The organism is Flexilinea flocculi, from assembly GCF_001192795.1.
In the GTDB taxonomy this organism is placed as follows: Bacteria; Chloroflexota; Anaerolineae; order Anaerolineales; family Anaerolineaceae; genus Flexilinea; species Flexilinea flocculi.
In genome coordinates, this window is record NZ_DF968179.1 from 470,541 (window position 1) to 493,674 (window position 23,134).

Sequence of the window (23,134 nt, forward strand, 5' to 3'; positions counted from 1 at the left end):
ACTTGTTTCCTCACATATTTCAAATTGCAGGATTGACCTCCGCGATTTGAAAGATCGGGAGGATTTTTTTATTTTTGTAATGTTTTTTTGCCAAGCGCAAAATAACATACAACTACAAAGAATTCTTTCCGATTTTGAATCGCTGATACTGCAATACACTTATTGATATAATAAACGATATGGATTCTGAGAAAGATTTCCGCCCTTTTTTCCTGTTTATAATCATCGTAGTACTTCTGGTTTTCATCGGCCTTTTTACACCGGCGCGAACTCTGATCAGTTTTCATATCGATGATCTAAAATCACGTATCTTCTATCGCTACCATGCCCCGGATCAGGTGCTCTTTATCCCTCGGGAATCGTCGCCGCTTGCAGGTGTTTCTATAGATGAAAGTGCAGATCCTCTGGTAGAAAAAACACCTGTAATGCCCAATCCGACAACCACGCTGATGCCCTCTGTAACTCCATTTATTAAGGATACAGCATCCTCAGTGGTGCGGATTGCATCCGCAGTTCCGACCTGGACACCGTCTCCGACCAGCACTGCCGTTCCCACTGCAACAGAACTCCCACTTCCGTCCAGCGCTTCCATTCAGGGAGTGAAATACGAAGATCAGCATGGTATTTGGAATTACTGCGCTCCGACAAATCTGTCGATGGCGATGACATTCTGGGGATGGAACGGAGATCGGCTTAAAGCCGGCAAATGGCTGAAACCCTTCGAAAAAGATAAGAATGTCATGTTTTACGAGATGGAAAACTTTGTTGCTGAAAACTCCGATTTGCGCTCTATTGTCCGAATCAGTGGCACTGAACAACTTCTGAAGAAGATGATTGCTTCCGGATTTCCTGTACTGATTGAGAAAGGATCCTACATGCAGGAGGTCAGCGGCCGCCTTAGCTGGATGGGCCATTATAATATTGTTACTGGTTATGACGACGAAAAACAAGAATGGACGGTGCAGGATTCTTACTATACACCGAATTATAAGATCAGTTATGAACTGCTGCATCAGGAGTGGTTGTCGTTTAATTTCGAGTTTATGATCGTTTATCCGGGAGAGAAAGAAGCGGAATTATATGCGCTGCTGGGTCCTTATACGAACGAGGATTGGGCGATCAGAAATGCGATGAAAATGGCGGATGAACAAGTCAAATCAGCTGTGGATGATGAATCCCTGTTTTTTGCATATTTCAATCGCGGGTCCACACAGGTGAAACTGAATGACTATTATGGTGCTGCGCAATCGTACGATATGGCTTTCGAACACTATGCGGCTTTAGATACAAGCACGCGACCGTATCGCATCGTCTGGTATCAAACGGGTCCTTATTACGCTTATTATTATTCCGGAAGGTATAACGACGTGATCTCTCTCGCATCCATAACATTAGCCAGCACGCAGGAACCATATCTTGAGGAGAGTTATTATTGGCGTGCCATGGCAAATGCAGCGCTCGGTGTGTATGAAAGTGCAGAATCAGATTTGCGTAAATGTTTGGAAATCCATGAAGGTTTTACTGCCTGTCAGACACTGTTGAATGATATCGGTTTGAAATAATATGTCCATTCGTTTGCTCCATTTTGCTGATGTGCATATTGATTGCGCTGCTACAGGGAAGAAAGATCCTCAAACCGGTTTATCAGTCCGAACGATTGATTTTCTGAACGCATTGGATCAGATTGTGGATTGCGCGCTTCATGAGTCGATCGATTTGGTCCTTTTTGCCGGAGATGCATATCGTGATCCTACGCCGGTGCCGACATTTCAACGGGAATGGGGAAAGCGGATGAAACGGTTGTCGGATGCCCGCATTCCGGTTTTAATGCTTCCGGGTAACCATGATGTGTCTCCTGCCAGTACACGAGCGAATGCACTGCAGGAATACGATACGCTGGAAGTTCCATATCTGCATCTGGCGAAGTCAATCAAACTCTGGAAACCGACTGAATTACATGGTTTGCCGATCCAGGTCTTGGCTGTACCCTGGGTGCCTAAATCCATGATGATCGCTGCTTTTGATACTCGAAGAATGACATCGGATGAAATCCATCAACAACTGGAATTCGAAATCTCCAAAAGAATAGAGACTGCGATCGGTGAAATAGATCCGCAGATTCCGGCTGTTCTGTTGGCCCATTATTCAGTCCCTGGTGCAGAATATCCCAATCACCAGGCAGTCTCACTCGGCAGGGAAGTAACCCTTTCTGGCGGGTTGGTGAAAAATCCCTGTTTTTCTTATACCGCTTTGGGGCATATTCATAAATACCAGGATCTGAATGAAGGATTTCAACCGCCCGTTATCTACAGCGGTTCAATCGAACGAGTAAATTTCGGCGAATCCAGGGAAGAAAAAGGTTTCATCATTGCAGAAATCGAAAACCATCATACAACCTGTTCTTTTCGCAAATTGAGTGGACGAAAGTTTTTCAATACTGAAATTACAATCAGCAGTGCGGAATCGTTTCAACAGGAAGTATTGGATGCTTTGCCGAATCAAGTCGATATGCGTGATGCAATGGTGCGTCTGGTTGTCAATTATCCTCAGAATTGGGAATCCAGTCTGGATGAAATGGAGATCCGCAAGAAAACGGAATCTGCACTTGAATTCCATCTCGTTCGAAAAGCTATCCAGACTCAGAGGATTCGTTTTCAGGATCATTCAGGTATCAGCGCATTGAGCCCGATGGAACTATTAGAAAAGTATTGTGAGATTCAATCGATTGATTCCGGGGAAATCGGAGTTTTGATGTCGTTAGCGCAGTCCATTGTGGATGAGGATCTGCAGAAATTCGAAATTTGAAAAGATTGGTTGTTTTTCTTGATTGATTCGAAAGTTCTGTCCATATTTCGAATTACTGATGAAACGATATTGTTAATGGATGATATGATTTTTATTAAATCGGAATCTCATATCAGAGATTTCGTATGTGTAGGGATTTTTTTATGTCAGGAAAAATAGGTGAATTATTATTATTGGTCGTTTTGATTATCATCAACGGCCTTTTTTCGATGACGGAGACGGCTGTAGTTTCGCTGCGCAAAGCCCGGTTGCAGAAATATATTGATGAAGGCAATAAGAAAGCATCAATTGCATTGGATCTTTCTGAAAATCCAAGCGATTTCTTTTCCACCATCCAGATTGTGATCAGTCTTGTGGGTGTTGTGACCGGTGCATTAGGCGCATCTGCTTTTTCCGGCGGATTGGCTCAATACTTGAAAAAGATTGACCTGTTGAAGCCTGTGGCGGACACTCTGGCGCTGTTGCTCGTCTCTATCGGAATTACCTATTTCAGTCTGGTCATCGGAGAATTGATTCCCAAGCGACTGGCAATCTCCAATCCAGAAAAAATATCCATGCGTATGGGCGGATTGATGAGAAGCCTTTCAAAAGTCTCCAAGCCCTTGGTGGCTTTTCTAAGCTGGTCTACAGAACTCGGCATCAAACTCATTGGAGTTACCGAGAGTGGTGCGCTGCCGGTTTCGGAAGACGAAGTGAAAGTCATGATTGAACAGGGAAAACAAGTTGGTGTTTTTGAGGAGACGGAACAGGATATTGTCGAAAGTGTTTTCCGAATGAGCGATCGTACTGTAGATGCAATGATGACTCCGCGGACAGAACTGACCTGGATTGATTTGGATGAACCGCTCGAGGATTCGCTTTCAGAAATTCTTCACTCCGACGATGTTTTCTTTCCGACAGTGCGTGGAAATGCCGATAATGTAGTGGGAGTAATTTCCTCCAAGAAACTTCTGGATTGTTATATCCGTGGCGATCAAATTGATCTGGATACGATTTCAGAGACCCCATTGTTTATTCCCGAAAGCAAACCTGCTCTGAGCGTATTGGATGACTTGAGAGATTCCGGCAAACAAGTGGCGATTGTGATGGATGAATATGGCGGCTTTTCCGGAATGATTACGCTCATCGATATCCTCAGTGAACTGGTCGGTGAAGTCCCGGGGCTGAACGAAGGATTTGATCCTCAGATTGTCGAACGAGCTGACGGATCCTGGCTGTTGGATGGACAATTGGATGTGGATGAGTTGAAAGATACGCTTGATATCAAAGAATTGCCCGATGAAGACCGCATCGGATATCAAACACTGGGTGGATTTATTCTGAGTCAGATTGGATTTATCCCCAGTGTCGGTGATTCCTTCGTTTGGGAGGATTACCGATTTGAAATAGTGGATATGGATAACCGCAGAATTGATAAAGTACTGGTTGATCGCAATAAAAAAGATCAACCGGAAGATCACAATCCGCAATCCCCTTCCGATGATCATTTGTTGAATTCAGATCAGTGAAAAAGAAATGATTCCACGTTCCATAAAGATTTCAGGCTTTTTATCCTATCAGGAAGATGTTGAAATTGATTTCACATCCATCCATGTTGCCTGCATTACTGGACAAAATGGAGCTGGAAAATCAGCGATGCTGGATGCGATGACATGGGCGTTATTCGGGGAAGCCCGAAAGAATGATGAGTCGGTAATTAACGATTCGACCCATAATCGAAAGGCGGAAGTGACTTTTGAGTTTGAGTATGAGAAAAGTATTTATAAAATCATCCGGACTCGGGAACAGGGAAAATCCTCAACGGTTGAATTTCAGATTTGGGATGAAATGGCTGATCATTGGAGAGTGATAACTGAAAGAAGCGTATCACTGACGAATAAGCTGATTTGCAATACCCTTCATTTGGATTATCGTACCTTTATCAATGTCTCTTTTTTCTTGCAGGGGAGAGCGGATCAGTTTACAAAACAGAATCCTACTGAACGAAAAGAAGTATTGGGCAGCATTCTAAATCTGGATCAATGGAATGACTTTCAATTAAAGACGGTTGAAAAACGCAAGGATCGTTCGAATCGTCTGGAAGTCGTTCTAAGTTTGCTGGAACAAATCGAAAGCGAACTGTCAGAGGAAGATCAAAGGAAAAAGCTGCTTGATCAGTTAACAGAAGCATTGGCTGCTGCGGAAGTGCGCACCAATGTTCGTCAGGAGGCGTGGCAAAACGCAAAAAACACGGAGCAGCTGATTTTTTCCCAGCAGGATTTGCTGAAAAAAACGGATTCGCAATTACAGACGCTTTCCATCCAGATGGATGCAGATCGGAAAAAATTGGCAATCCGATTGGATGAATCCGCACGTTTTCAGGAAAATTTGAAAAATGAAGCCCAGATCGAAGAAAAAATCATTCAGTTAAAGCAGGCTCAAACTGAATTTGCATCATGGAATGACAAGCAGGTCATTTTTTTTGAATTAGAAAGAAGCAAAAACGAGCTCTTATCAAAAATTCGCCAGGAACAAGCTCGATTAAGTCAGGAACAGAAAACACTGCGGCAGGATTATGAACTGGTCCAAAAAGCACAGCAAAGTATTGCACAAGAACAACAGCGCGAATCAGAACTGCGGAAGGAAATTGAATCTTTGGAGCGTGAGACGACTGCCAGAGAGGAAATCACGGCTGCCTTAAAAATGCTAATGGAAGATATACAGGGAAAGAAGGCTGAATGCCTTCGAATGAAAAACCGCATGACTGAAATAAAAAATCAGCAGAATAACCTGCGCGAGGCTGTCGGTGCCCCCTGTCCATTTTGCGGTACAGATCTCAACGAGGAGCATTGTCAGAAATATCTGGCTCAGCTTCAGGATGAGGGTCAAACGCTTGGAAATGCATATCGCAGTTTGAAGAGTGAGCTGGACAAACTGGATCAACAAAAACAGTCATATGAAAACACAATAGCGCAGATGACACAGATTTCTCAAAGAATTTTGACTTTGGAGAAAGAATGTGCACCGATTTCTGCTCGAATCGTCAATGATCAGAGTATCGTTTCCCGTTGGCAGCAGATTGGTTCAAAACGGTTCGAACAGATCAATGATTGGTTGTCAAAAGAGCAGTTCTGTCTCGAAGAACGCAAATTGTTGGAAGAAATTTCAGATAAAATTACGACACTGCAATATGATGCATCGGCTCATGAGCGTTGCCGAAACCGTGTCGGCGAATTGCAGTCGATTGATACGCAATATAAGGCATTATTGAAAGCAAAGGCTGCATTGGAACCGCTAAAACGGGAGATTGAGGATCTATCAAATCGGATTGCTGAAAATGAACAGAAACGGCGGGAATTGGAAGCGGCTCTGCTGGATCAGAAAGAATCTCTCAACAAACTGACTGCGTTAAAAGCTGATTCCATTGAAGCAAAAAAACAGTTTGATGCTGCACAGATGGAAGAAAATACATTGCGGGCTCGCAGAGGGGCAGCAGAACAAAGTGTGGCTGCATTGGAATCGCTGAAGCAGAAAAAAGCCGTTCTTCAATTGGAAAAGGCAGAATTAAACCAATTGATTGGAAGATTGAAAGTATTGGAAAAGGCATTCAGTAAAAATGGAATCCCGGCACTGTTGATTGAACAGGCGCTGCCGGAAATCGAAGACAGCGCAAATGAAATATTGCGCAACCTGACCGATGATAAAATGTCAATTCAACTCAACACGCTGCGGGACTACAAAGATAAGACACGAGATATAAAAAAAGAAACGCTCGATATTATCATCAGCGATGGCTTTGGCACCCGCGACTATGAGCTATATTCAGGCGGGGAAGCTTTTCGCGTGAATTTTGCCATTCGTCTGGCTCTCTCCAAACTTCTGGCAAAACGGGCGGGAGCCCGCCTGCAGATGCTTGTTATTGATGAGGGTTTTGGAAGTCAGGATGCGGAGGGACGTGAAAAATTGATTGAAACAATCACAGCAATTCAAGATAGCTTTGAAAAAATATTGGTCATCACCCATCTGGATGAGTTGAAAGATGCTTTCCCCTCAAGAATTGAAGTCGAAAAGAATGTAAATGGTTCTCAAGTAAAGGTCATTGTATGAAAGTCGGTTTGGTACAGCGTGTGCTTGCCGGATACAGAGTTCCTTTTTTTGATATGCTGGCGGATGCTCTGCAAGGCGAATTACAAATTTTTTCTGGTGAATCACGTCCGAATGAGATGATTGACCATTCCAGGATACCCGTTTCTGCCAAAGTCTGGCCAGGGAAGAATTTACATTTGTTCTCTGGAAAATTTTACATCTGTCTGCAACTGGATATTCTGAAATGGCTGAAATCATGGAATCCGGACATCCTAATCCTTGAAGCAAACCGGCGTTATCCATTTTCGATTGCTGCAGCGTTGTGGATGCGTTTTCGAAGAAGGCCTGTCATTGGATGGGGACTGGGAACCGGATCCACGTTTGATGTCTCCCAATGCTGGTTTTTGCGGCTTTTTGACGCATTAATAACGTACAGCAGCGCGGGAGCCGAAGCCTATCGAGCGGCAGGTTTTTCGTCAGATCGCATTTTTATTGCAAAAAACGCTGCTGCTCCCAGACCACAAGGAAATATGCCGCAGCGTGCTTATACACCGAACTGGGAAAAATCCCCCATTCTTCTTTATGTCGGTCGATTACAGGAACGGAAGCGCGTTGATTTGCTGATCCGCGCCTGCAGTGTTTTGGAAGAATCTTTTCATCCGATTCTGTGGATTGTCGGGGATGGACCAGTACGTGAGCAATTGGTTGAGATTTCCGCAGAATGTTTCCCAGAGACAGTTTTCTGGGGAGCTTTGTATAATCAATCGCTGAAAGAAAAATTCGATCATGCCGATCTATTTGTCTTGCCGGGAACGGGTGGATTGGCGATTCAACAAGCGATGGCATCCGGACTTCCGGTAATTGCTGCGGAAGCAGATGGTACACAGAATGATTTGATCCGTTCAGATAACGGTGTGCTGATTCGCGCCGGTGATTTGGATCACCTGGTTCAAACAATCCGGAATCTGCTTTCTGATCCGATCCGTCTTAGAAAAATGGGTGAAGCATCTTTCCGTATTGTCCATGATGAGATTAATCTGGAATCCATGACCGGCACATTTATTGAAGCGATTCATAGCGTAAAGGCATAATTTTGAGTAAATAATCAAAATTTTCAGAGACGAGACAACCAGATTGTATTTGTCGCTTCGAAATATCGGGAAAATTATTGTACGTTATAAAGATTTTGTGCTTTGTGTAAAAAATATCACAACAGCAAGTTTTCTCGATTGATTCATAAGGCAAGCTTTTTTTCAAATTGCTTGATTTTTTTGTAGAGTGTCATCTGCGAAAAACGATTAAAACAAATCTTTTGGATTGAAAGAGCGGTTCTGATTCATGAAAATTCTTGTTGTTGCTGATGGGCGCAGCCCGACTGCCAGACACTGGCTGGAAAGCCTGAAGAAGCTGAATCACCAGGTCATTCTGGTATCCAGTTATCCGTGTGAACGTCCGAAATCTCTGGAAGATTTTTATGTTCTTCCCATTGCGTTCGCTACGTTCGCTGCCAGTCAGACAAATCGTCAATCCAATCCGGCTGCAAAAAGTAACAACCGCAAGAGCCTGAAACGAATGTTGGTTGAGTGCTTTCGTTCATTTTTTCTGAAATTGCGTTATTTTTTAGGTCCGCTTGTCATACCATATTACGGAAAACAACTCTCGAAAATTGCTGCTCGTACCAAACCGGATCTGGTACATGCGCTGCGGATTCCTTATGAGGGGATGACTGCCTCCTATCTTCCAAAAAATATCCCCCTGGCAGTCAGTATCTGGGGAAATGATTTGACGCTCCATGCATCCGGCTCCTCTGCTATGAAGAAATTGACGATTCGGACACTGGAACGGGCAGATGGATTGGTAGCGGATACGCTGCGGGATATTCGTCTGGGAAAAGGCTGGGGTTTTCGCGAGAGCCGATTTACACTGGTTGTTCCAGGAAATGGCGGAATTGATTTTCCTGCGATGCGGATTATGGCAGAGCAGGAGGAAGAGAATCTGCGCTGGCTGCCAGAAAATCTGGATATTGTTGTCAATCCGCGTGGTTTTCGTCCGGGCAGTGTGCGCAATGATACATTTTTTCGCAGTATTCCGTTAATCCTGACCCAGTGTCCGAATACGCTGTTTGTGTGTTTTTCGATGGCGAATCAACCGGAAGCGCTGGAATGGGTGAAACAGCTCCAAATCGAGCGGCAGGTTCTGTTATTGCCGCTGATGCCGCAGGAAGTTTTGTGGGCAATCTTTCGCAGGGCAAAAGTGACCGTGTCTGTCAGTCAGCATGATGGCACCCCGAATTCGCTGCTTGAAGCGATGGCATGCGGTTGTTTTCCTGTCACAGGGGATATCGAATCCATGCGCGAGTGGATTGTACCGGGGAAAAACGGACTGCTCGTGGATCCCAATGACCCCGAAGATTTAGCGAGAGCGGTGACGATTGCGTTAACGAATGAAAATCTTCGAGATTCTGCTGCACAATGGAATACTGTCAGAATTCGTGAACGTGCCGATATTTCATCTGTATTAACAAAAATCGAAGTGTTTTACAATCAACTGAACGATCTACGATAATTCGATACCTCTTATTTCAAACGTACCCACTCCCCGTTCTTTTCCGCAGATTCCATAGCAGCACAGATGACTGCCATATTGCGGCCAGCTTCGATCGCATCATAGCGCGGCGCTGTTTTATGAATCACACAGTCTGAAAAATGTTCAATCATTTTGGTATATTCATTGGTAGCGTCTTCAAAGGAAGAACGGATCCCATCGATTTCCTGGATGATTTTTCCATGTTCAACGCCCAGTCGGAAGCCATTGGAAGATACAATCCAGCCTTTTGATCCGCTGATCATGTATCCTTCCGGAGCCTGGGAGCTGAAACTGCAGATGATTTGCGCCTGTTTTCCGCTTCGGAATTTTGCATAAATCGTCATTCGGTCATCCACACACGGTTTTGTGTAATGCGCAACAGCGGAAACAGCTTCCGGTTCCTCATTGAAGAATGTGCGGGTACAGTTGATTCCATAACAACCGACATCCATCACGGAACCCCCTGCAAGATCCGGCTGAAAACGGACATTGTCCGGATCATTCAGAACAAAAGAGAAGCAAGCCTGAATGGCATGGATATCCCCCAGTTCCCCATTATGTACCTGCCGGATGACGAACTCTGTTAAGGGATGGAACCGGTACATGAATGCTTCCATCAGCGTGACTCCGTTGGCTTTGGCGGCTGCAGCCAACTCTTCACAATCTTTTTGCGTTGGAGCCAGGGGCTTTTCGCAAAGAACGTGTTTGCCATGTTCTATAGCTTTTATAGACCATTCTTTGTGCAATCCGTTCGGCAAAGGAATGTAAACCGCATCGATATCTTTTTGGTTAAGTAATGTCTTATAACTGCCATAAGCTTCGGGGATCTGATGATCGGAAGCAAATTGCCTGGCTTTTTCAGGATCTCTGCTGGCAACAGCAGCCAGCAAGGCATTCGATGCTCCCGTAATTGCCGGGATAAACCGCTTTTTTGCAATTCCTGCGCAACTGATTATACCGAAACGAACTTTTTCCATGATCAATTCTCCTTTGTTAATTCGAAATTACGGATTTGTGTTTGCCGATATCGTAACTTCCAAGAAAAGAATAACCAAAAATCATTTTTTTGCTTTATTGAAAATGTCAGTCAAAATTTCAGATGGTCGACGCTGTAAGAAATTGATGATGTCTCATCTGGCTTGATTGTAACCGGATTTTTTAGTTTCCTCTTGTTTCGAGATATTCGGAAGCCTGCATGTCCAAGACGCTGGATGCATCTTTTTTCAGAATCAGATACCAGTCCGGCACGAATTCGATCGTTCCATATTTTTTACTTGAAATTAAGTCAGCAATTGCTTCAAAATCCGTCGGATTGTCACTTCCGCGCAGATCCATGGCAACGTACTCAGAATCAGGATGAAATCCTGGCGAATAAATTTCATTGCGTGCGGACAAATGAGGATAAATGTGGTTCGATGCCGTCACAACCGCTTCTGTCGGAATCTTCTTCATGGCTTGTTCCATCTTTTGATAATTCGCATAGTTCTTCACAAACTCAGTATAAAATGCAGTTTTCGATATGTGATAGGAGGAGGAAAACAAGACCGCCGCAGCAAATACGGTGGAAATGAGCCATCGTCTGGTTTGTACTTGCGGTATGGATGCTATTACCCGAATGAGGATCAGACAGAATAATGAAATCGTCCCGAAATGGTATTGAAAGTCAATGGAATATTGCCCATAAAAAGTTGGAAGCAGGTTCAGAAGAACCATCGGGATGAATAAAAAAACTTCCGAAAGGCGAAACAACCCCAAAAGCGGGATCAGCATCAGCGGGAAAAAAATCCACCCCATGAATTGGAGTTTTTCTGCGGAAAAGCACTGCGAAAAAAGATAGAGCGGATTGGTGAATAAAATCTTAATGATTTGGAAAAATGAGCCATCCGTTTGCCCCGAAATTAGGTTTGCATACCGATATGCAAAGGTATTGGTATTGAGTACGAAAACGGAAACGATGATAAAGTACAGTAAAGGAAATCCGATGATCAATAGGCAATTCCTGACAGAAAACTTTTTTTGCAGCAGCGTATAAAACCCGTAGCAGAGAATGTAAAGCATTGCATCTTCTTTGACAAACAGTGTCAAGAGGAGAAAGAGAAGCGCTTTTTTGATCTCGTTTTTCTCGAAGAAGTAGATAAAAGAAAGCAGGAAAAACGGCAGCAGCGCGTTTTCGTGAAAATCTTTGAACAGACCACCCAAAATACCGGGCTGCAGCAGAAAAACTGCTGCGATGAGAAGACTCATTCCGGAACTGATTTTTTTCAGCCGACAAAGCCGAAACAAAGGTATTGCAGCAAGGCCAGTAAAAAGCGATTGCATGAATATCAGGTATTCCAGACTCCGAAAAATCAGATATCCGGGCAGCAGCAGATACAGAATCGGGGAAAAATGAACAGCTGTAAACTGGTTGATTGGTATTCCTGTGATGGTATTCCATGGCAGAAGCGTTTTGGACATGGAATAAAACATCTGATCGAATGTCCCAAGATCATTGCCGGAAGATAAAAAAATGCGATGGCGAATGATTCCGACACTGGCAGAAGAAATACTGTAAAACAGGATCAGAATCAACAAACCATAAAAAGCCGACTTGCCTTCAAAATGGATCGGAAGGGAATGTTCCCTGAGTATAAAATAATAACGATTGAGAACGATCACGATGAGAAGCAGGATCATACCGGTAGGAAAAGAATCCGGTGAGAATACAGCAATCAGGATGCAACTGAGATTCCCGCCATAAAAAAGCCAATGGTCGAGGATTGTCCGTTTTTTCAATAAAAAGCAGACCACAAAGAAAAAAATAACCCACAGGAAGAGGAGAACCAAAACGAATTTTCCGTATCCGGCATTAATTTCAGCGTGGTTGACAGAAAATGGAATGCCACGGAATTGCCGATACAGTGAAAAATCAATCAGAATCAGGAAAGCGGCAGCGAAACTCACAAGGACTTCTTCGAAAACATCCTGATGGTGAATGATTTTTAATAATGGATTTCTGTTTTCAGACAACGCTTTTTTACTCATTGAATAAATTTCGTATTTGTTTTTTGCAGGCTGTTAATCATCAGGGTTTTTTTGACTATACAGGATTAGTTTGTCCAAAAGAAGGGAAGCTTCTTTAGAAAGTGTCGTTTCCTTGGCGAATGCTGCAATTTGCTTCTGATAGAAAGCTTCGTTGCCTTCTTCCCGCATGATTTGATCTGTCCAAAGCGCTGCTGTTTCGAGGTCATTCTCTGCTAACGCGCTAAAAACGAAACTCTTCAATTCAACAGTTGTCGAAGGATAAAAGCCATTTGCCATAGCCTCTTTCCCCATCGCGAGAGTTTCCGCCCAATTTTTATTCTGAGCAGCCAGTTCGCCTTTTTCATAATAATAACACCAGGTATGCGGCGGTTCGACTCCCATAAACTCCTGAAATTGGATTTCTCTGGTCGGCTCTGAAATGATGCGGGCAGGATTCGACAGTTTGAGACTCTGGCGTGTTACTGAATTCAGAAATGGTAAATTGACATCGTTCTTGTCCAGCACTTTCAGGCAGGTGCTGGGCGTTCCATAGATCACGAGCGAATCAGAAGTGTTCCCTTCAAAATCGTTGTGTGACACGGATTTCCCTGCATCAAAATTTTGTAAGTAACCCATACGCGCACTGATTTGAAAAAATTTGTAGGGTTCCGCATCCGGATGTTGCGGATTTTCATAATTCCAGTTCAGCAATGCATTGAGCGAATTATCCGTGATCGAGTTGAAAGGAAGCTGATCCGTCAGCAGCATGGTGCCGGGTTGAATGTCTGGAGCTCTCCAGCGCAGTTGCCAAAAAGTATTTTGGATGATGGTCCAATCCTTCCGAAACTGATTCTGGATCAGAAATTGGTATCCAGCCATGATTGCGATGAGCAGCGAAAAAAGAACCGGCTGATACTTTTTCCGGATCAAGAGTGAAAGAACGGCGCCGAACATCAGGCTGGCTCCCAGTATGAAGGAGAGTGTGATGCGATCCCAGAACAATGATAATTCCAACTGCAGGCCGGCTGACCATGCCGGAATTCCTGAAACCAGGAAACAGAACAATCCAATCAGGAAAAAGCGGAAATTCGCTCTGTCCGAACCGGACATTGACTTTGAATGGCTGCTTCGGATACTGGAAGAATAGAGATAAAACAGCAGGAATGTGCAGAAGACGATCACGAGATAAAATATCATAGTTTTCTGCCCGTTCGGAAACCGGAAAATCAATCCCCATGCTTCGAATGCAGCCACTTTGAAGTAGTGGAATACTTTTATCAGCATTTCTGAAATATATTGCAGCGGCTGACTCGACAATCCTTGCACCACATTCGGTTGAATGTACCCGCTCTGGGAGAAAAATGCCCGCCAGATGATGAAGGTCAAAAGAACGGCTGCATATGGAAATTCCCACAAAATCAGTTTACGCAGTTTGTCTTTTTGATTGTTGATCTGGGAGAGCATTGTCCATATGAGGACAGGACGGAAAAATTCAAGACCGACAAAATACTCGATTAAAAAAAGTCCCAAGAATTCCAAAACAAGTGAAATCGGGAGAAAGATCCAGTATCTACGTTGCCGGATGATCAGATGTTGTGTGATGCGGAAGGAACTCAGTAAAAAACAAAGTGTGGCAAAGTGAAGCGTGAATTCAACCGGGATGGATTGTTCCAGGAATCCGGGATAGAGCAGGAAGAACATCGAAATCCAGGATATGAACAACCCATTGTCCGGATATGACTTTTTAAGAATTCGGTAGACCAGAATTGTTGAAACCCATCTGAGAATGAAACACAGGATTCTCCAGGCAAGGATATGATCCTGCAGAAATGGCGAAATATATTGATAGAATAAATATCCGATTTCGCGATTCCAGCCTAAAAAAAGTTTATATTCTGCCGGCCCGGCGCGATGATAAGCCCATAGAAAATTCGCATCGTCACCGTATAATCCGAGCTGTGTCATCAGCACTGCATAGGATAGGAATGCAGTAATAAAAGAAAAAATCGCAAAAAACAGATCAGGATGGCGATCAATTTCATCCAGGATTCTTTTTTTGATATATATTCCGGATTCTTTCGGATTAATGGACATGTAGTGCTCTCACTTCATCCATGCTTTATCAAGTCGGAAAATCTCCGCTGGAGTAATACTGATCGGACAAATTGATCCAGGCACCGTTCTTTTTGGCGGATTCCAGCGCAGCGCAGATGAAAGCCATATTTTTTGAGGCTTCAATCGCATCATAACGCAGCGGTTCTTGACACAGAACACAATCGGAAAAATGTTCGATCATGCGTGTGTATTCATTTGTCCCATCCTGCAGTTCCGCTTCGATTCCGTCAATTTTTCGAGTGACGGTGCCGTGGTTAATCCCGAGATGGAAACCGTATTCGGCGCGGATAAAACCGCGTGTGCCGCTGATTAAATAACCGGAAGGATAATTGGCGGTCAGACCGCAGCTCAATACTGCAGATCTGCCGCTTCGGAATCTGGCTAAAATATTCATCTGGTCATCAACGCCGTGCGGATGATAATGGGCAATGGCTGCGACAGCTTCCGGTTCTTCCTGGAATAATGTTCTGGTTATGTTTACACAGTAGCAGCCAACATCCATCAGAGAACCTCCGGCAAGATCTGCGCTGAGACGGACATTGGTCTGATCTGTCAATAAGAAGGAATGGGTCGATTGTATTGTGATCTGGTCTCCCAATATCCCTTGATGAACATCATGAATGATCTTTTCGGTCAGTGGATGAAAGCGGTACATGAATGCTTCCATCAGCAATACCTGATGGTCTCGGGCGGCTTTTTCCATTTCAAGACAGTCCTCTGCTGTGACGGCAAGCGGCTTTTCACAGAGGATGTGTTTCCCTGCAGCGGCGGCTTTTATAGCCCATTCCTTGTGCATGCTGTTGGGAAGTGGAATATATACTGCATCGATATCCGGACTATCAAGTAACGCTTCATAACTGCCAAAAAAACGCGGGATACCATTTTGTTCAGAAAATTCTTTGGATTTATCAAGATTTCTGCTTCCTACTGCAGTAATTTCCGCATTGGAAGCCAGTCTCATCGCCGGTATGAATTGTTTTTGAGCGATCCCAGCGCAACCAATAATTCCGAATCGAATTTTTTTCATCCTTCCCTCCTCAACAAGGTTAAATTACAGATTTCGTCAGCATTTCGAAATTTGGAAATACCATTTGCATAAAGGGAGAAAAATTGTTGTTGGGTTATTTTTGCGTCGAGCGCAAAAATAACCCAACAACAAAAAATATTTTCCATATTTTGAATCGCTGAGATTTCATTCATCATAATCACTTCATTTCTTTACTGCACGGGTAGCAACAAATGTCGGAATAAATTTTGCGAGTTCTCCGTAATCGTTGTAATCTTCAAATAAATCAGTCAGAGTGAAACCGGCTTTCAGTTGCCCTCCAATCTGTTCCTCGATGGTATGGCTGAATTGAATGCCGTCATTTTCCATGAACATTTTCTCCAGTTCGGATTCATCCAGGTCTTTCAATGGATTATAGGGTAGATGATGGACCAATTTCAATTCTGTACCTTCTTCATCCTCGTCAAAAAGAAAATTGATGCCATTATCCAAACCGGCTAACAAAATTCCGTTCTTCTTTAAAACTCTGAAACATTCATTCCAAACGAATTGTACATCCTCGATATAGCTGTTTGAAACCGGGTGGAAAATCAGATCAAAGGTTTCGTCTGCGAAGGGAAGCGGCTTTGTCATGTCCCCTTTGATGATATCGATGGAATACCGTTCTCTGTTCGCAACATCTCTTTCTGATTGCAACTGTCTGTCTGATAGATCAAAAAGCACAACTTCTGCTCCTAATGCTCGAAAAATGGGCATTTGCTGCCCGCCACCGCTGGCAAGACCTAAGATTTTCGTGCTGGAAAAAGGCGGGAACCAGTCATGGGGAACTGGTTTGCAAGGGGTTAAAACAACATCCCATCTGCCGTTTTTTACATCAAGATATTTCTCATGAGAAATTGGAATCGACCATTCATTTCCTTCTGATGCCCAGCGATCCCAGGTTATTGCGTTATAGTGCGTGTAGTTTTTCTTAATTTCCATCGGTACCTCTGATTATTAAGAAATAGGAGAAAAGCGATTGGTCAAAAAGGATCTTAATGGGTTCCCAAACCGGCGATCAAGTCAACTTTCCAAGGGCAGATTGATACATTAAAGCTTGTTCCGGATGAAAAAATGGTTTCACCATCCACCTGACTGTATAAACCTTTCCCTTCAATCTTTACTTGAAGTTTACCGGTTTTTAATGTAATAATATCCGGATGATCTAATTTTCCTTGTATCAACCGTGGAATTAAAGGCAGAAGTCGGGAAATTGGTTGATTATTCCCTACGATGCAGACATCCAATTTTCCATCATCGATTTTGAATTTTGGCGCAAGTTTAAAACCGCCGCCTTCCCGCATGCCATTCATGGCTGCCAAGAGGAGTATTGGCATCTCAAAATTTCCCTCATCCCAGGATATTTTTGCCATCGGCTGTCGAATATCCAAAAAAATGGCTTTCAGCAAACCCCAAAGGTACGATGGAAATCCATTTAATTTCGAAACTGCGGCATGATGATTGATAGCAGCATCCACTCCAAATCCTGATCCGTTGCAGAAAAAGCGTTCAAAGGTACCATCCCCTGCACTGCCGATGTCGATAAGAATGTGATGATCCGCTTTGATCACATCTACGGCGCTTTGCAGATCTGAGGGGATTTTCATTGAAAATCCGAAATCATTGCCTCTGCCGTTCGGGATAACACCCAGACAGGCAGATCCATACCCTTTTTGTTGGGCTTTCACAAGCCCGTTGATCGCTTCATTGACAGTCCCGTCACCGCCGACTACGATGATCTTCTTATAACCGTCTTCCACCATTTTTTCAACCAATTCTATAGCATGTCCCGGATATTTTGTGAACGCGACATCCGTCTCAATTTCAGAATTCTGCAGACATTGCTGAACTTCATCCAGTGAGTGCCTTAATTTCCCTTTGTGGGCAAAACGGTTGAAAATCAGGATCGTTTGGGCCATTGTTTTGTTAATTCCTTTTCAAGCACGATATTTTTCTGTTTTTGTTGATTCACCGGATCTTTTTCAACAAAGATATGCTCCATCGTAAATGGATCTGTTTCCGTTGCATACATGACAGTCGACCATGTTGACGGCGTGGGAGTGAAGATTTGCACTTGCTCCGGTGTGATTTTTAACTCATTAGATACGAATTTTTTTAATTGCATCATATCTTTTACAGTGCAGCCTGGATGAGCTGCAATAAAGTAGTATGTCAGAAATTGGTTTTTCCCGATGCGCGTGTTGATACGGTTAAAATCATCGCGGAATTTGATGAGCGCTTCTTTCCCAGGTTTTCCCATTAACGCCAGCACTTTCGGGCTGTCATGCTCCGGAGCTACTTTTAATTGGCCGGAAATATGAAATTCGCACAAATCCTGTAAGTATTGCGATCCTGAACCGGGATCATGCTGCAGTAAATCGTACCGTATACCGGAACCGATAAAGATCTTCTTAACTCCCGGTATCTTTCTGGCTTTTTGCATTAAACTGATTAACGGGTGATGGTCAATCTTCAACATCAGGCATGGAGATGGGAAAAGACAGCGCTTATTATGGCAAACACCCTGGCGTAATTTTTTACTGCATTCGTATCCGTACATATTAGCTGTCGGACCACCCAGGTCGGTGATGTATCCTTTAAATTCAGGCATGGCTGCAATTTTCTTGATTTCATTCAAAACCGAAGTCTCAGATCGCCATTGCACGATTCGGCCTTCATGGACTGCAATCGCACAAAAGTTGCATTCTCCATAGCATCCCCGATGGGTTGTGATGGAAAACTGGATTGTTTCCAATGCTTTCACTTTGCCCTGTGCTTCATAGTATGGATGCTGCCTTCGCTCAAAGGGGAGGCCATAAATCTCATCAATTTCCTGTTGTGCAAGGATTTTTGACGGGGGATTCTGAATTAAGAACCGCGCATCATGTTTTTGCGCCAGAATTTTTCCGCTGAAAGGATCATTATTGTTGTAAAACAATTTATACGATTGAATAAATTTCAGTTTATCATTGCTGACTTCTTCCAAAGACGGCAATAAGACACAATTTTCCGGCGCTGCAACGGACTTATATGCCAGTCCGCGAATATTGCTTATATCTTTGCCTTTTGCAAGCGCTTCTGCCAATTGCAGTACGGACGTATCAGCCATCCCATACAGCAGATAATCTGCTTTCGAATCGAACAGGATGGAGCCGCGAATCTTGTTAGACCAATAATCATAATGGGCGATCCGTCTCAGGCTGGCTTCAATTCCCCCTAAAACGATCGGCTTTGTATTTTTATAGTATCGTCGGATCAGATTGGTATAAACCAGAACCGCCCGATCCGGCCGCCGGTTGTTGATTCCTCCTGGCGTATAATCATCCTGTTTCCGGGGTTTCTTTGAAGCAGTGTAATTGGCCACCATAGAATCGACTGCGCCTGCTGAAACGCCCCAGAAAAGACCTGGCTCACCTAATCTGGTGATGTCATCCGGTGAATTAATATCTGGCTGCGCAATAATTCCAACACGATAACCGGCATTACTGAGGATATGTCCGATGACTGAAATGCCGATGTGCGGGGAATCAATATAGGAATCACCGCTGACCAGGATGACATCCAGTCTATCCCAACCGAGAGTTTCCAATTCTTTTTTTGTTGTTGGTAAAAACATGCAATGCTCGTTTCGTGATTCTTAACAAAAAATTCCGCTGTGATGTAATTCTAATCGATAAATCCAGCGGAATTTCTCTTCAATATTTTTTTGTTGCTGGGATACCTGGATTCGAACCAAGATCCACAGATTCAAAGTCTGGTGTGCTGCCGTTGCACCATATCCCATCGTTTGTTTATCCAAACGCTAAAATTCTATCACGAAATTCCAAAAAAGACAAAAACGAGTGAAAACGAATATGAGGCATTTTCTTTCAGAGTACAAAAGATTTTTTCAAAATTCCGCAATTCTATCATTATGATTTTATAAATTCATTGAGAGTCATTTTGCTGTCTGTTACTTGCAACGGAAACAGAAGGCGCTGATTTGATAATCATTTTCAGGAAAATCGCCAATATGTTCGAATCCGGAATTTGAATAAAACTTTCGCAGTGTGTTGTTTCCTGCCCAGCAGTTTAAAAATAGATTCATTTTCCTGGTTTGACCGAAATGGACTGCATGTTGAATGATTTGTCTACCGATTCCTTTTCCCTGATAATCGGGATGCAAGGCGATCCGGTATACATATAAGAAATCATCGTGTATCTCCGATGCCCAAGGATAGGATTTTATTTGCTTTATCGAAAACGTACCGATGATTCGTCCGTCGATCAACAGTATTTTGACCGAATTCTGTGAAATGTCCTGTTCGATCACCGTTTGGTCCCAGGGATACTGCCATTGCATGATCGATTTTTGATGCAGCCACAATGTGACTGCATTCAATAATTCCGTGATTTCACGAGCGTTTTCAGTTTTTGCTATATCAAAATCGATGTTCATAATTTGATCTCGCGAGCAATTCAAATCTTCTCAGACCAGTAATTTGAAATATGGATTGATTTTTCGAATTATCAATGAACAACAATGAATTCTTTTCATATTCCGAATTACAATTTTCAGACGGTTTCCATCAGGATTTCGCTGAGTGTCGGATGTGCAAATATGTTTTTGTGTATATCCTGGATAGTTAGTCGATTTTTTGCAGCAAGTGTCAGTATGGGCAGCATTTCACTTACTTCCGGACCGATTAAGGACGCTCCTAAAATAATTCCGGTGGATGCATCCGCGATAATCTTTGCCCAGCCTTCGTTTTCTCCTATTCCAAGCGCTTTTCCGTTAGCGATGAAACTCGCTTTTTTAATTAGAACTTGCAAGCCTTTTTCGGAAGCAGTGTCTTCAGTCATGCCAAAGGAGGCAATTTGCGGAAAGCAAAAAGTTGTGTGCGGTATCAGGTTCGCATCTAAAGTTTCCGGTTCCAACCCTGCAATTTTTTCCGCTGCGATTTTTCCCATTGCTGAAGCTGAATGGGCGAGCAAGTATTTTCCAGTGAGGTCCCCTATGGCATAGATTCCCTCAATATTCGTCTGGCAATCATCATCGGTTAAAACCCAACCCTTTGGATGGAGAAGAATCCCAGTTGATTCGAGCCCGATTCCGCTGCTGTTCGGTTGGAATCCGATTGCAATCAAGACTTGCTCGGCATCGATTTTCATTTCTCCATTTTCGGAGCGGACGTGGACAGCGACACCAGCGTCAGTCTTGTCCACACCGATTAATGCTGTACCAGTTTTAATCTTAATCCCCTGTTTTTTAAACATGCGTTCAAGCTCAACACTAACCTCGGAATCTTCATTGGGAACCAGATGGTTTTTCATTTCGACAACGGTCACTTCCACACCGTATGCATTCCAGATGGTGGCAAATTCAACACCGATCGCACCTCCTCCAATAATTACAACCGATTTAGGGAGTCTGGTTTGCAGGATTGCCTGTTGGTAATTCAATATTTTCTCCCCATCGGATTCCATTCCCGGCAATTCGATGGAATGGGCGCCTGTCGCCAGAATGATCGATTTTGTCATCAATTCTGTCAATCCTCCGGTTTTGTTTTGAATCGTGATTTTCTTATCCTGATCGATGGTTGCATTGCCTTCAAAAACATCAACCGAATGTGTTTTCAACAGCGAAGCAACACCCATACATAATCGTTTAGAGGTTTTTCTGCTTCTTTCAACTGCCGCGGCATAATCCAACTGGAGGTTCTCAAAACTGATCCCAAAGGTTTTTGCATTTTTTCGGAGCATCCGTGCAATTTCTGCATTTTTCAATAAGGATTTTGATGGAATACAACCTACATTCAGGCAGACACCGCCTAAATTTTCTTTTTCAATAATCGCTGTTTTCTTACCGAGCTCAGAAGCTCTCAGTGCTGCCACATAACCGCCGGGGCCGGCTCCGATGACGATCACATCGTATTGGTTCATAAAATGTTCCTCTTTCGTGTATAGTCAGCAATTCGAAAGATGACGAGGATTCTTTGTTGTTGTGATGGCTATGCGTTTCGCACAAAGCCATCACAACAACAAGTTCTTCCCGATTGATTCGAATAGCAATTCGATATTTCAAATTACTGGTTTTTTTGTAAATTCATTACGAATGAATTCTGCTGTCTAATCCCTTTTCCATCTTTTGTTGCAGAAATAGGAATTTTGAAAAAAGGGAGAAAAACTGTTGTTATGTTGTTTCCCGCATTGAGATAAAACTCTACAACAGCAAATAGTCCTTCCCCTATTCCCTATCGTTGTATTTATTGTAATCTGCAAATTGTTCCAGAATAGCGTTTTTCGGATGAATCATCACTTTGTTATCGATAACGGTAACGTTCACAATTTCTTCTTATCAATGTATAATTCATTTATTAGAAAACACAAATCAATTCTTTAACCAATTATAAAAAATTTTAATAAATGAAAGTGTAAAAATACAGGGGAAGCAGATGCCGTATAAACGCGGAAGAAAAACCACAATCACAGATATTGCAAATCGTTGTGCGGTTTCAACACAAACTGTATCCCGCGTGATCAACAATAAACCGGATGTTTCTGATGAAACAAGAGCAAAGATTCAGTCTGCGATCAAAGAGATGAATTATTATCCGAGTGCGGTTGCCCGAAGCTTAGTAAAACAGCACAGTCTGACGATTGGTGTTGTTATTGGTGGTTTACGATATTCAGGCGTTGCAAATACGTTGGACGGAATTACAAAAGCTTGTGAAGAAACAGGATATTCTCTGATTATTATTCAAGAGTTCCAGATTGATTCTCCGAATATTGTCCAATCCATTGAGACGCTGCTGGAACGGCAAGTCGAAGGAATTATTTATGCAGTACCGGACGTGAAAGGCAGCATCCGACAAACCCAGGAAAGGCTTCCCTCATATTGTCCGCCCATTGTCTTCTTAAAGTGCGAACCGGATCAGAACTTTACAACGTTGTCACTTAACAACTATGGCGGCGCCCGAAAGGCTGTCGAGTACCTTTTTACTATTGGACGAAAAAATATCGGGCTTATTGCAGGACCTTTAGATTGGCTTGAATCGCGGCAGCGAAAACAAGGCTGGGAAGACGTTTTAAGAGAACGTGGGATTGAGCCTTCTCCCAATAAATGGGTGGAAGGGGACTGGTTGGCGGAGAGCGGTGAATCTGGTTTTCATAAATTATGTCAAAGTTATCCAGAAATGGATGCTGTTTTTGTCAGCAATGATACCATGGCATTGGGCGCGATGCATTACGCAAGCACACATGGACTCCGTATACCACAGGATTTCGCTGTGATCGGTTTCGATGATTTGCCGGAAGCAGCTTTTTTTATTCCATCTTTATCTTCGGTTACACATCCATTGCGCGAATTGGGGAGAAAATCGGTACGGATTCTTGTCGAACAGATTCAGAATAAAAGTCAGACATATGCCAATCAGACTATCGTACTCGATACTGGCCTGGTGATTCGAGAGAGTACATAAACTTTGCAATAGGTTTGAAATCCGTATCGCTAATTTGAAATTATTATTTCTTGAT

At 43.2% G+C, this 23,134-nt stretch carries 16 protein-coding genes and 1 tRNA gene; 7 read left to right on the plus strand and 10 right to left on the minus strand.

The window, feature by feature from the left end; translation table 11 throughout:
* The first annotated feature begins 179 nt into the window (after window positions 1-179).
* From ATC1_RS01945 to ATC1_RS01970, 6 genes are all read left to right on the plus strand, one after another.
* Entirely contained in the window at window positions 180-1,562 is a 1,383-nt protein-coding gene (locus tag ATC1_RS01945) for a C39 family peptidase (protein ID WP_062277766.1), read from the plus strand.
* A 1-nt stretch (window position 1,563) separates the two neighbouring features.
* The gene (locus tag ATC1_RS01950) at window positions 1,564-2,805 is read left to right on the plus strand and encodes a metallophosphoesterase family protein (protein ID WP_062277769.1); all 1,242 of its coding nucleotides are present in this window, start codon (window positions 1,564-1,566) and stop codon (window positions 2,803-2,805) included.
* A 143-nt stretch (window positions 2,806-2,948) separates the two neighbouring features.
* Window positions 2,949-4,313 (plus strand): hemolysin family protein, encoded by a 1,365-nt coding sequence (locus tag ATC1_RS01955; protein WP_062277772.1) that lies wholly within the window; start codon window positions 2,949-2,951, stop codon window positions 4,311-4,313.
* A 7-nt stretch (window positions 4,314-4,320) separates the two neighbouring features.
* On the plus strand, window positions 4,321-6,891 hold the full coding sequence (locus tag ATC1_RS01960) for an AAA family ATPase (protein ID WP_062277775.1): 2,571 nt from the start codon (window positions 4,321-4,323) through the stop codon (window positions 6,889-6,891).
* Window positions 6,888-7,961 (plus strand): glycosyltransferase family 4 protein, encoded by a 1,074-nt coding sequence (locus tag ATC1_RS01965; RefSeq protein WP_062277778.1) that lies wholly within the window; start codon window positions 6,888-6,890, stop codon window positions 7,959-7,961. Before ATC1_RS01960 ends, ATC1_RS01965 begins: the two co-directional genes overlap by 4 nt.
* Window positions 7,962-8,208: 247 nt before the next feature.
* The gene (locus tag ATC1_RS01970; RefSeq protein ID WP_062277781.1) at window positions 8,209-9,435 is read left to right on the plus strand and encodes a glycosyltransferase; all 1,227 of its coding nucleotides are present in this window, start codon (window positions 8,209-8,211) and stop codon (window positions 9,433-9,435) included.
* 11 nt (window positions 9,436-9,446) lie between these two features.
* On the opposite strand, the gene ATC1_RS01975 is transcribed toward ATC1_RS01970, so the two are convergent.
* The 10 genes from ATC1_RS01975 to lpdA form a co-directional block, all read right to left on the minus strand.
* Entirely contained in the window at window positions 9,447-10,433 is a 987-nt protein-coding gene (locus tag ATC1_RS01975; RefSeq protein WP_062277795.1) for a Gfo/Idh/MocA family protein, read from the minus strand.
* A 181-nt stretch (window positions 10,434-10,614) separates the two neighbouring features.
* Window positions 10,615-12,480, minus strand: a complete 1,866-nt coding sequence (locus ATC1_RS01980) for a DUF2079 domain-containing protein (RefSeq protein WP_062277798.1) — start codon at window positions 12,478-12,480, stop codon at window positions 10,615-10,617.
* 33 nt (window positions 12,481-12,513) lie between these two features.
* Complete coding sequence (locus ATC1_RS01985) at window positions 12,514-14,553, minus strand: hypothetical protein (protein ID WP_062277801.1); 2,040 nt, start codon at window positions 14,551-14,553, stop codon at window positions 12,514-12,516.
* 28 nt (window positions 14,554-14,581) lie between these two features.
* Complete coding sequence (locus ATC1_RS01990) at window positions 14,582-15,601, minus strand: Gfo/Idh/MocA family protein (RefSeq protein ID WP_062277803.1); 1,020 nt, start codon at window positions 15,599-15,601, stop codon at window positions 14,582-14,584.
* Window positions 15,602-15,784: 183 nt separating this feature from the next.
* Window positions 15,785-16,561: a class I SAM-dependent methyltransferase gene (locus tag ATC1_RS02000; RefSeq protein WP_062277808.1), complete on the minus strand. Its 777-nt coding sequence runs from the start codon at window positions 16,559-16,561 to the stop codon at window positions 15,785-15,787.
* 53 nt (window positions 16,562-16,614) lie between these two features.
* A complete protein-coding gene (locus tag ATC1_RS02005) occupies window positions 16,615-17,538 on the minus strand; it encodes a diacylglycerol/lipid kinase family protein (RefSeq protein ID WP_062277811.1) in 924 nt (307 codons plus the stop codon).
* The gene (locus ATC1_RS02010) at window positions 17,520-19,235 is read right to left on the minus strand and encodes a YgiQ family radical SAM protein (protein ID WP_062277813.1); all 1,716 of its coding nucleotides are present in this window, start codon (window positions 19,233-19,235) and stop codon (window positions 17,520-17,522) included. Before ATC1_RS02010 ends, ATC1_RS02005 begins: the two co-directional genes overlap by 19 nt.
* 96 nt (window positions 19,236-19,331) lie before the next feature.
* Window positions 19,332-19,402, minus strand: a tRNA-Gln gene (locus ATC1_RS02015).
* Between the two features lie 169 nt (window positions 19,403-19,571).
* A complete protein-coding gene (locus ATC1_RS02020; protein ID WP_062277816.1) occupies window positions 19,572-20,057 on the minus strand; it encodes a GNAT family N-acetyltransferase in 486 nt (161 codons plus the stop codon).
* A 116-nt stretch (window positions 20,058-20,173) separates the two neighbouring features.
* Window positions 20,174-21,541 carry a dihydrolipoyl dehydrogenase gene (lpdA, locus tag ATC1_RS02025; protein ID WP_062277819.1) on the minus strand — a complete coding sequence of 456 codons (1,368 nt, stop codon included), beginning with the start codon at window positions 21,539-21,541 and terminating at the stop codon, window positions 20,174-20,176.
* 512 nt (window positions 21,542-22,053) lie between these two features.
* Between lpdA and ATC1_RS02030 the strand changes: the two genes are divergently transcribed.
* Window positions 22,054-23,079 (plus strand): LacI family DNA-binding transcriptional regulator, encoded by a 1,026-nt coding sequence (locus ATC1_RS02030; RefSeq protein ID WP_062277821.1) that lies wholly within the window; start codon window positions 22,054-22,056, stop codon window positions 23,077-23,079.
* The last annotated feature ends 55 nt before the right edge of the window (window positions 23,080-23,134 follow it).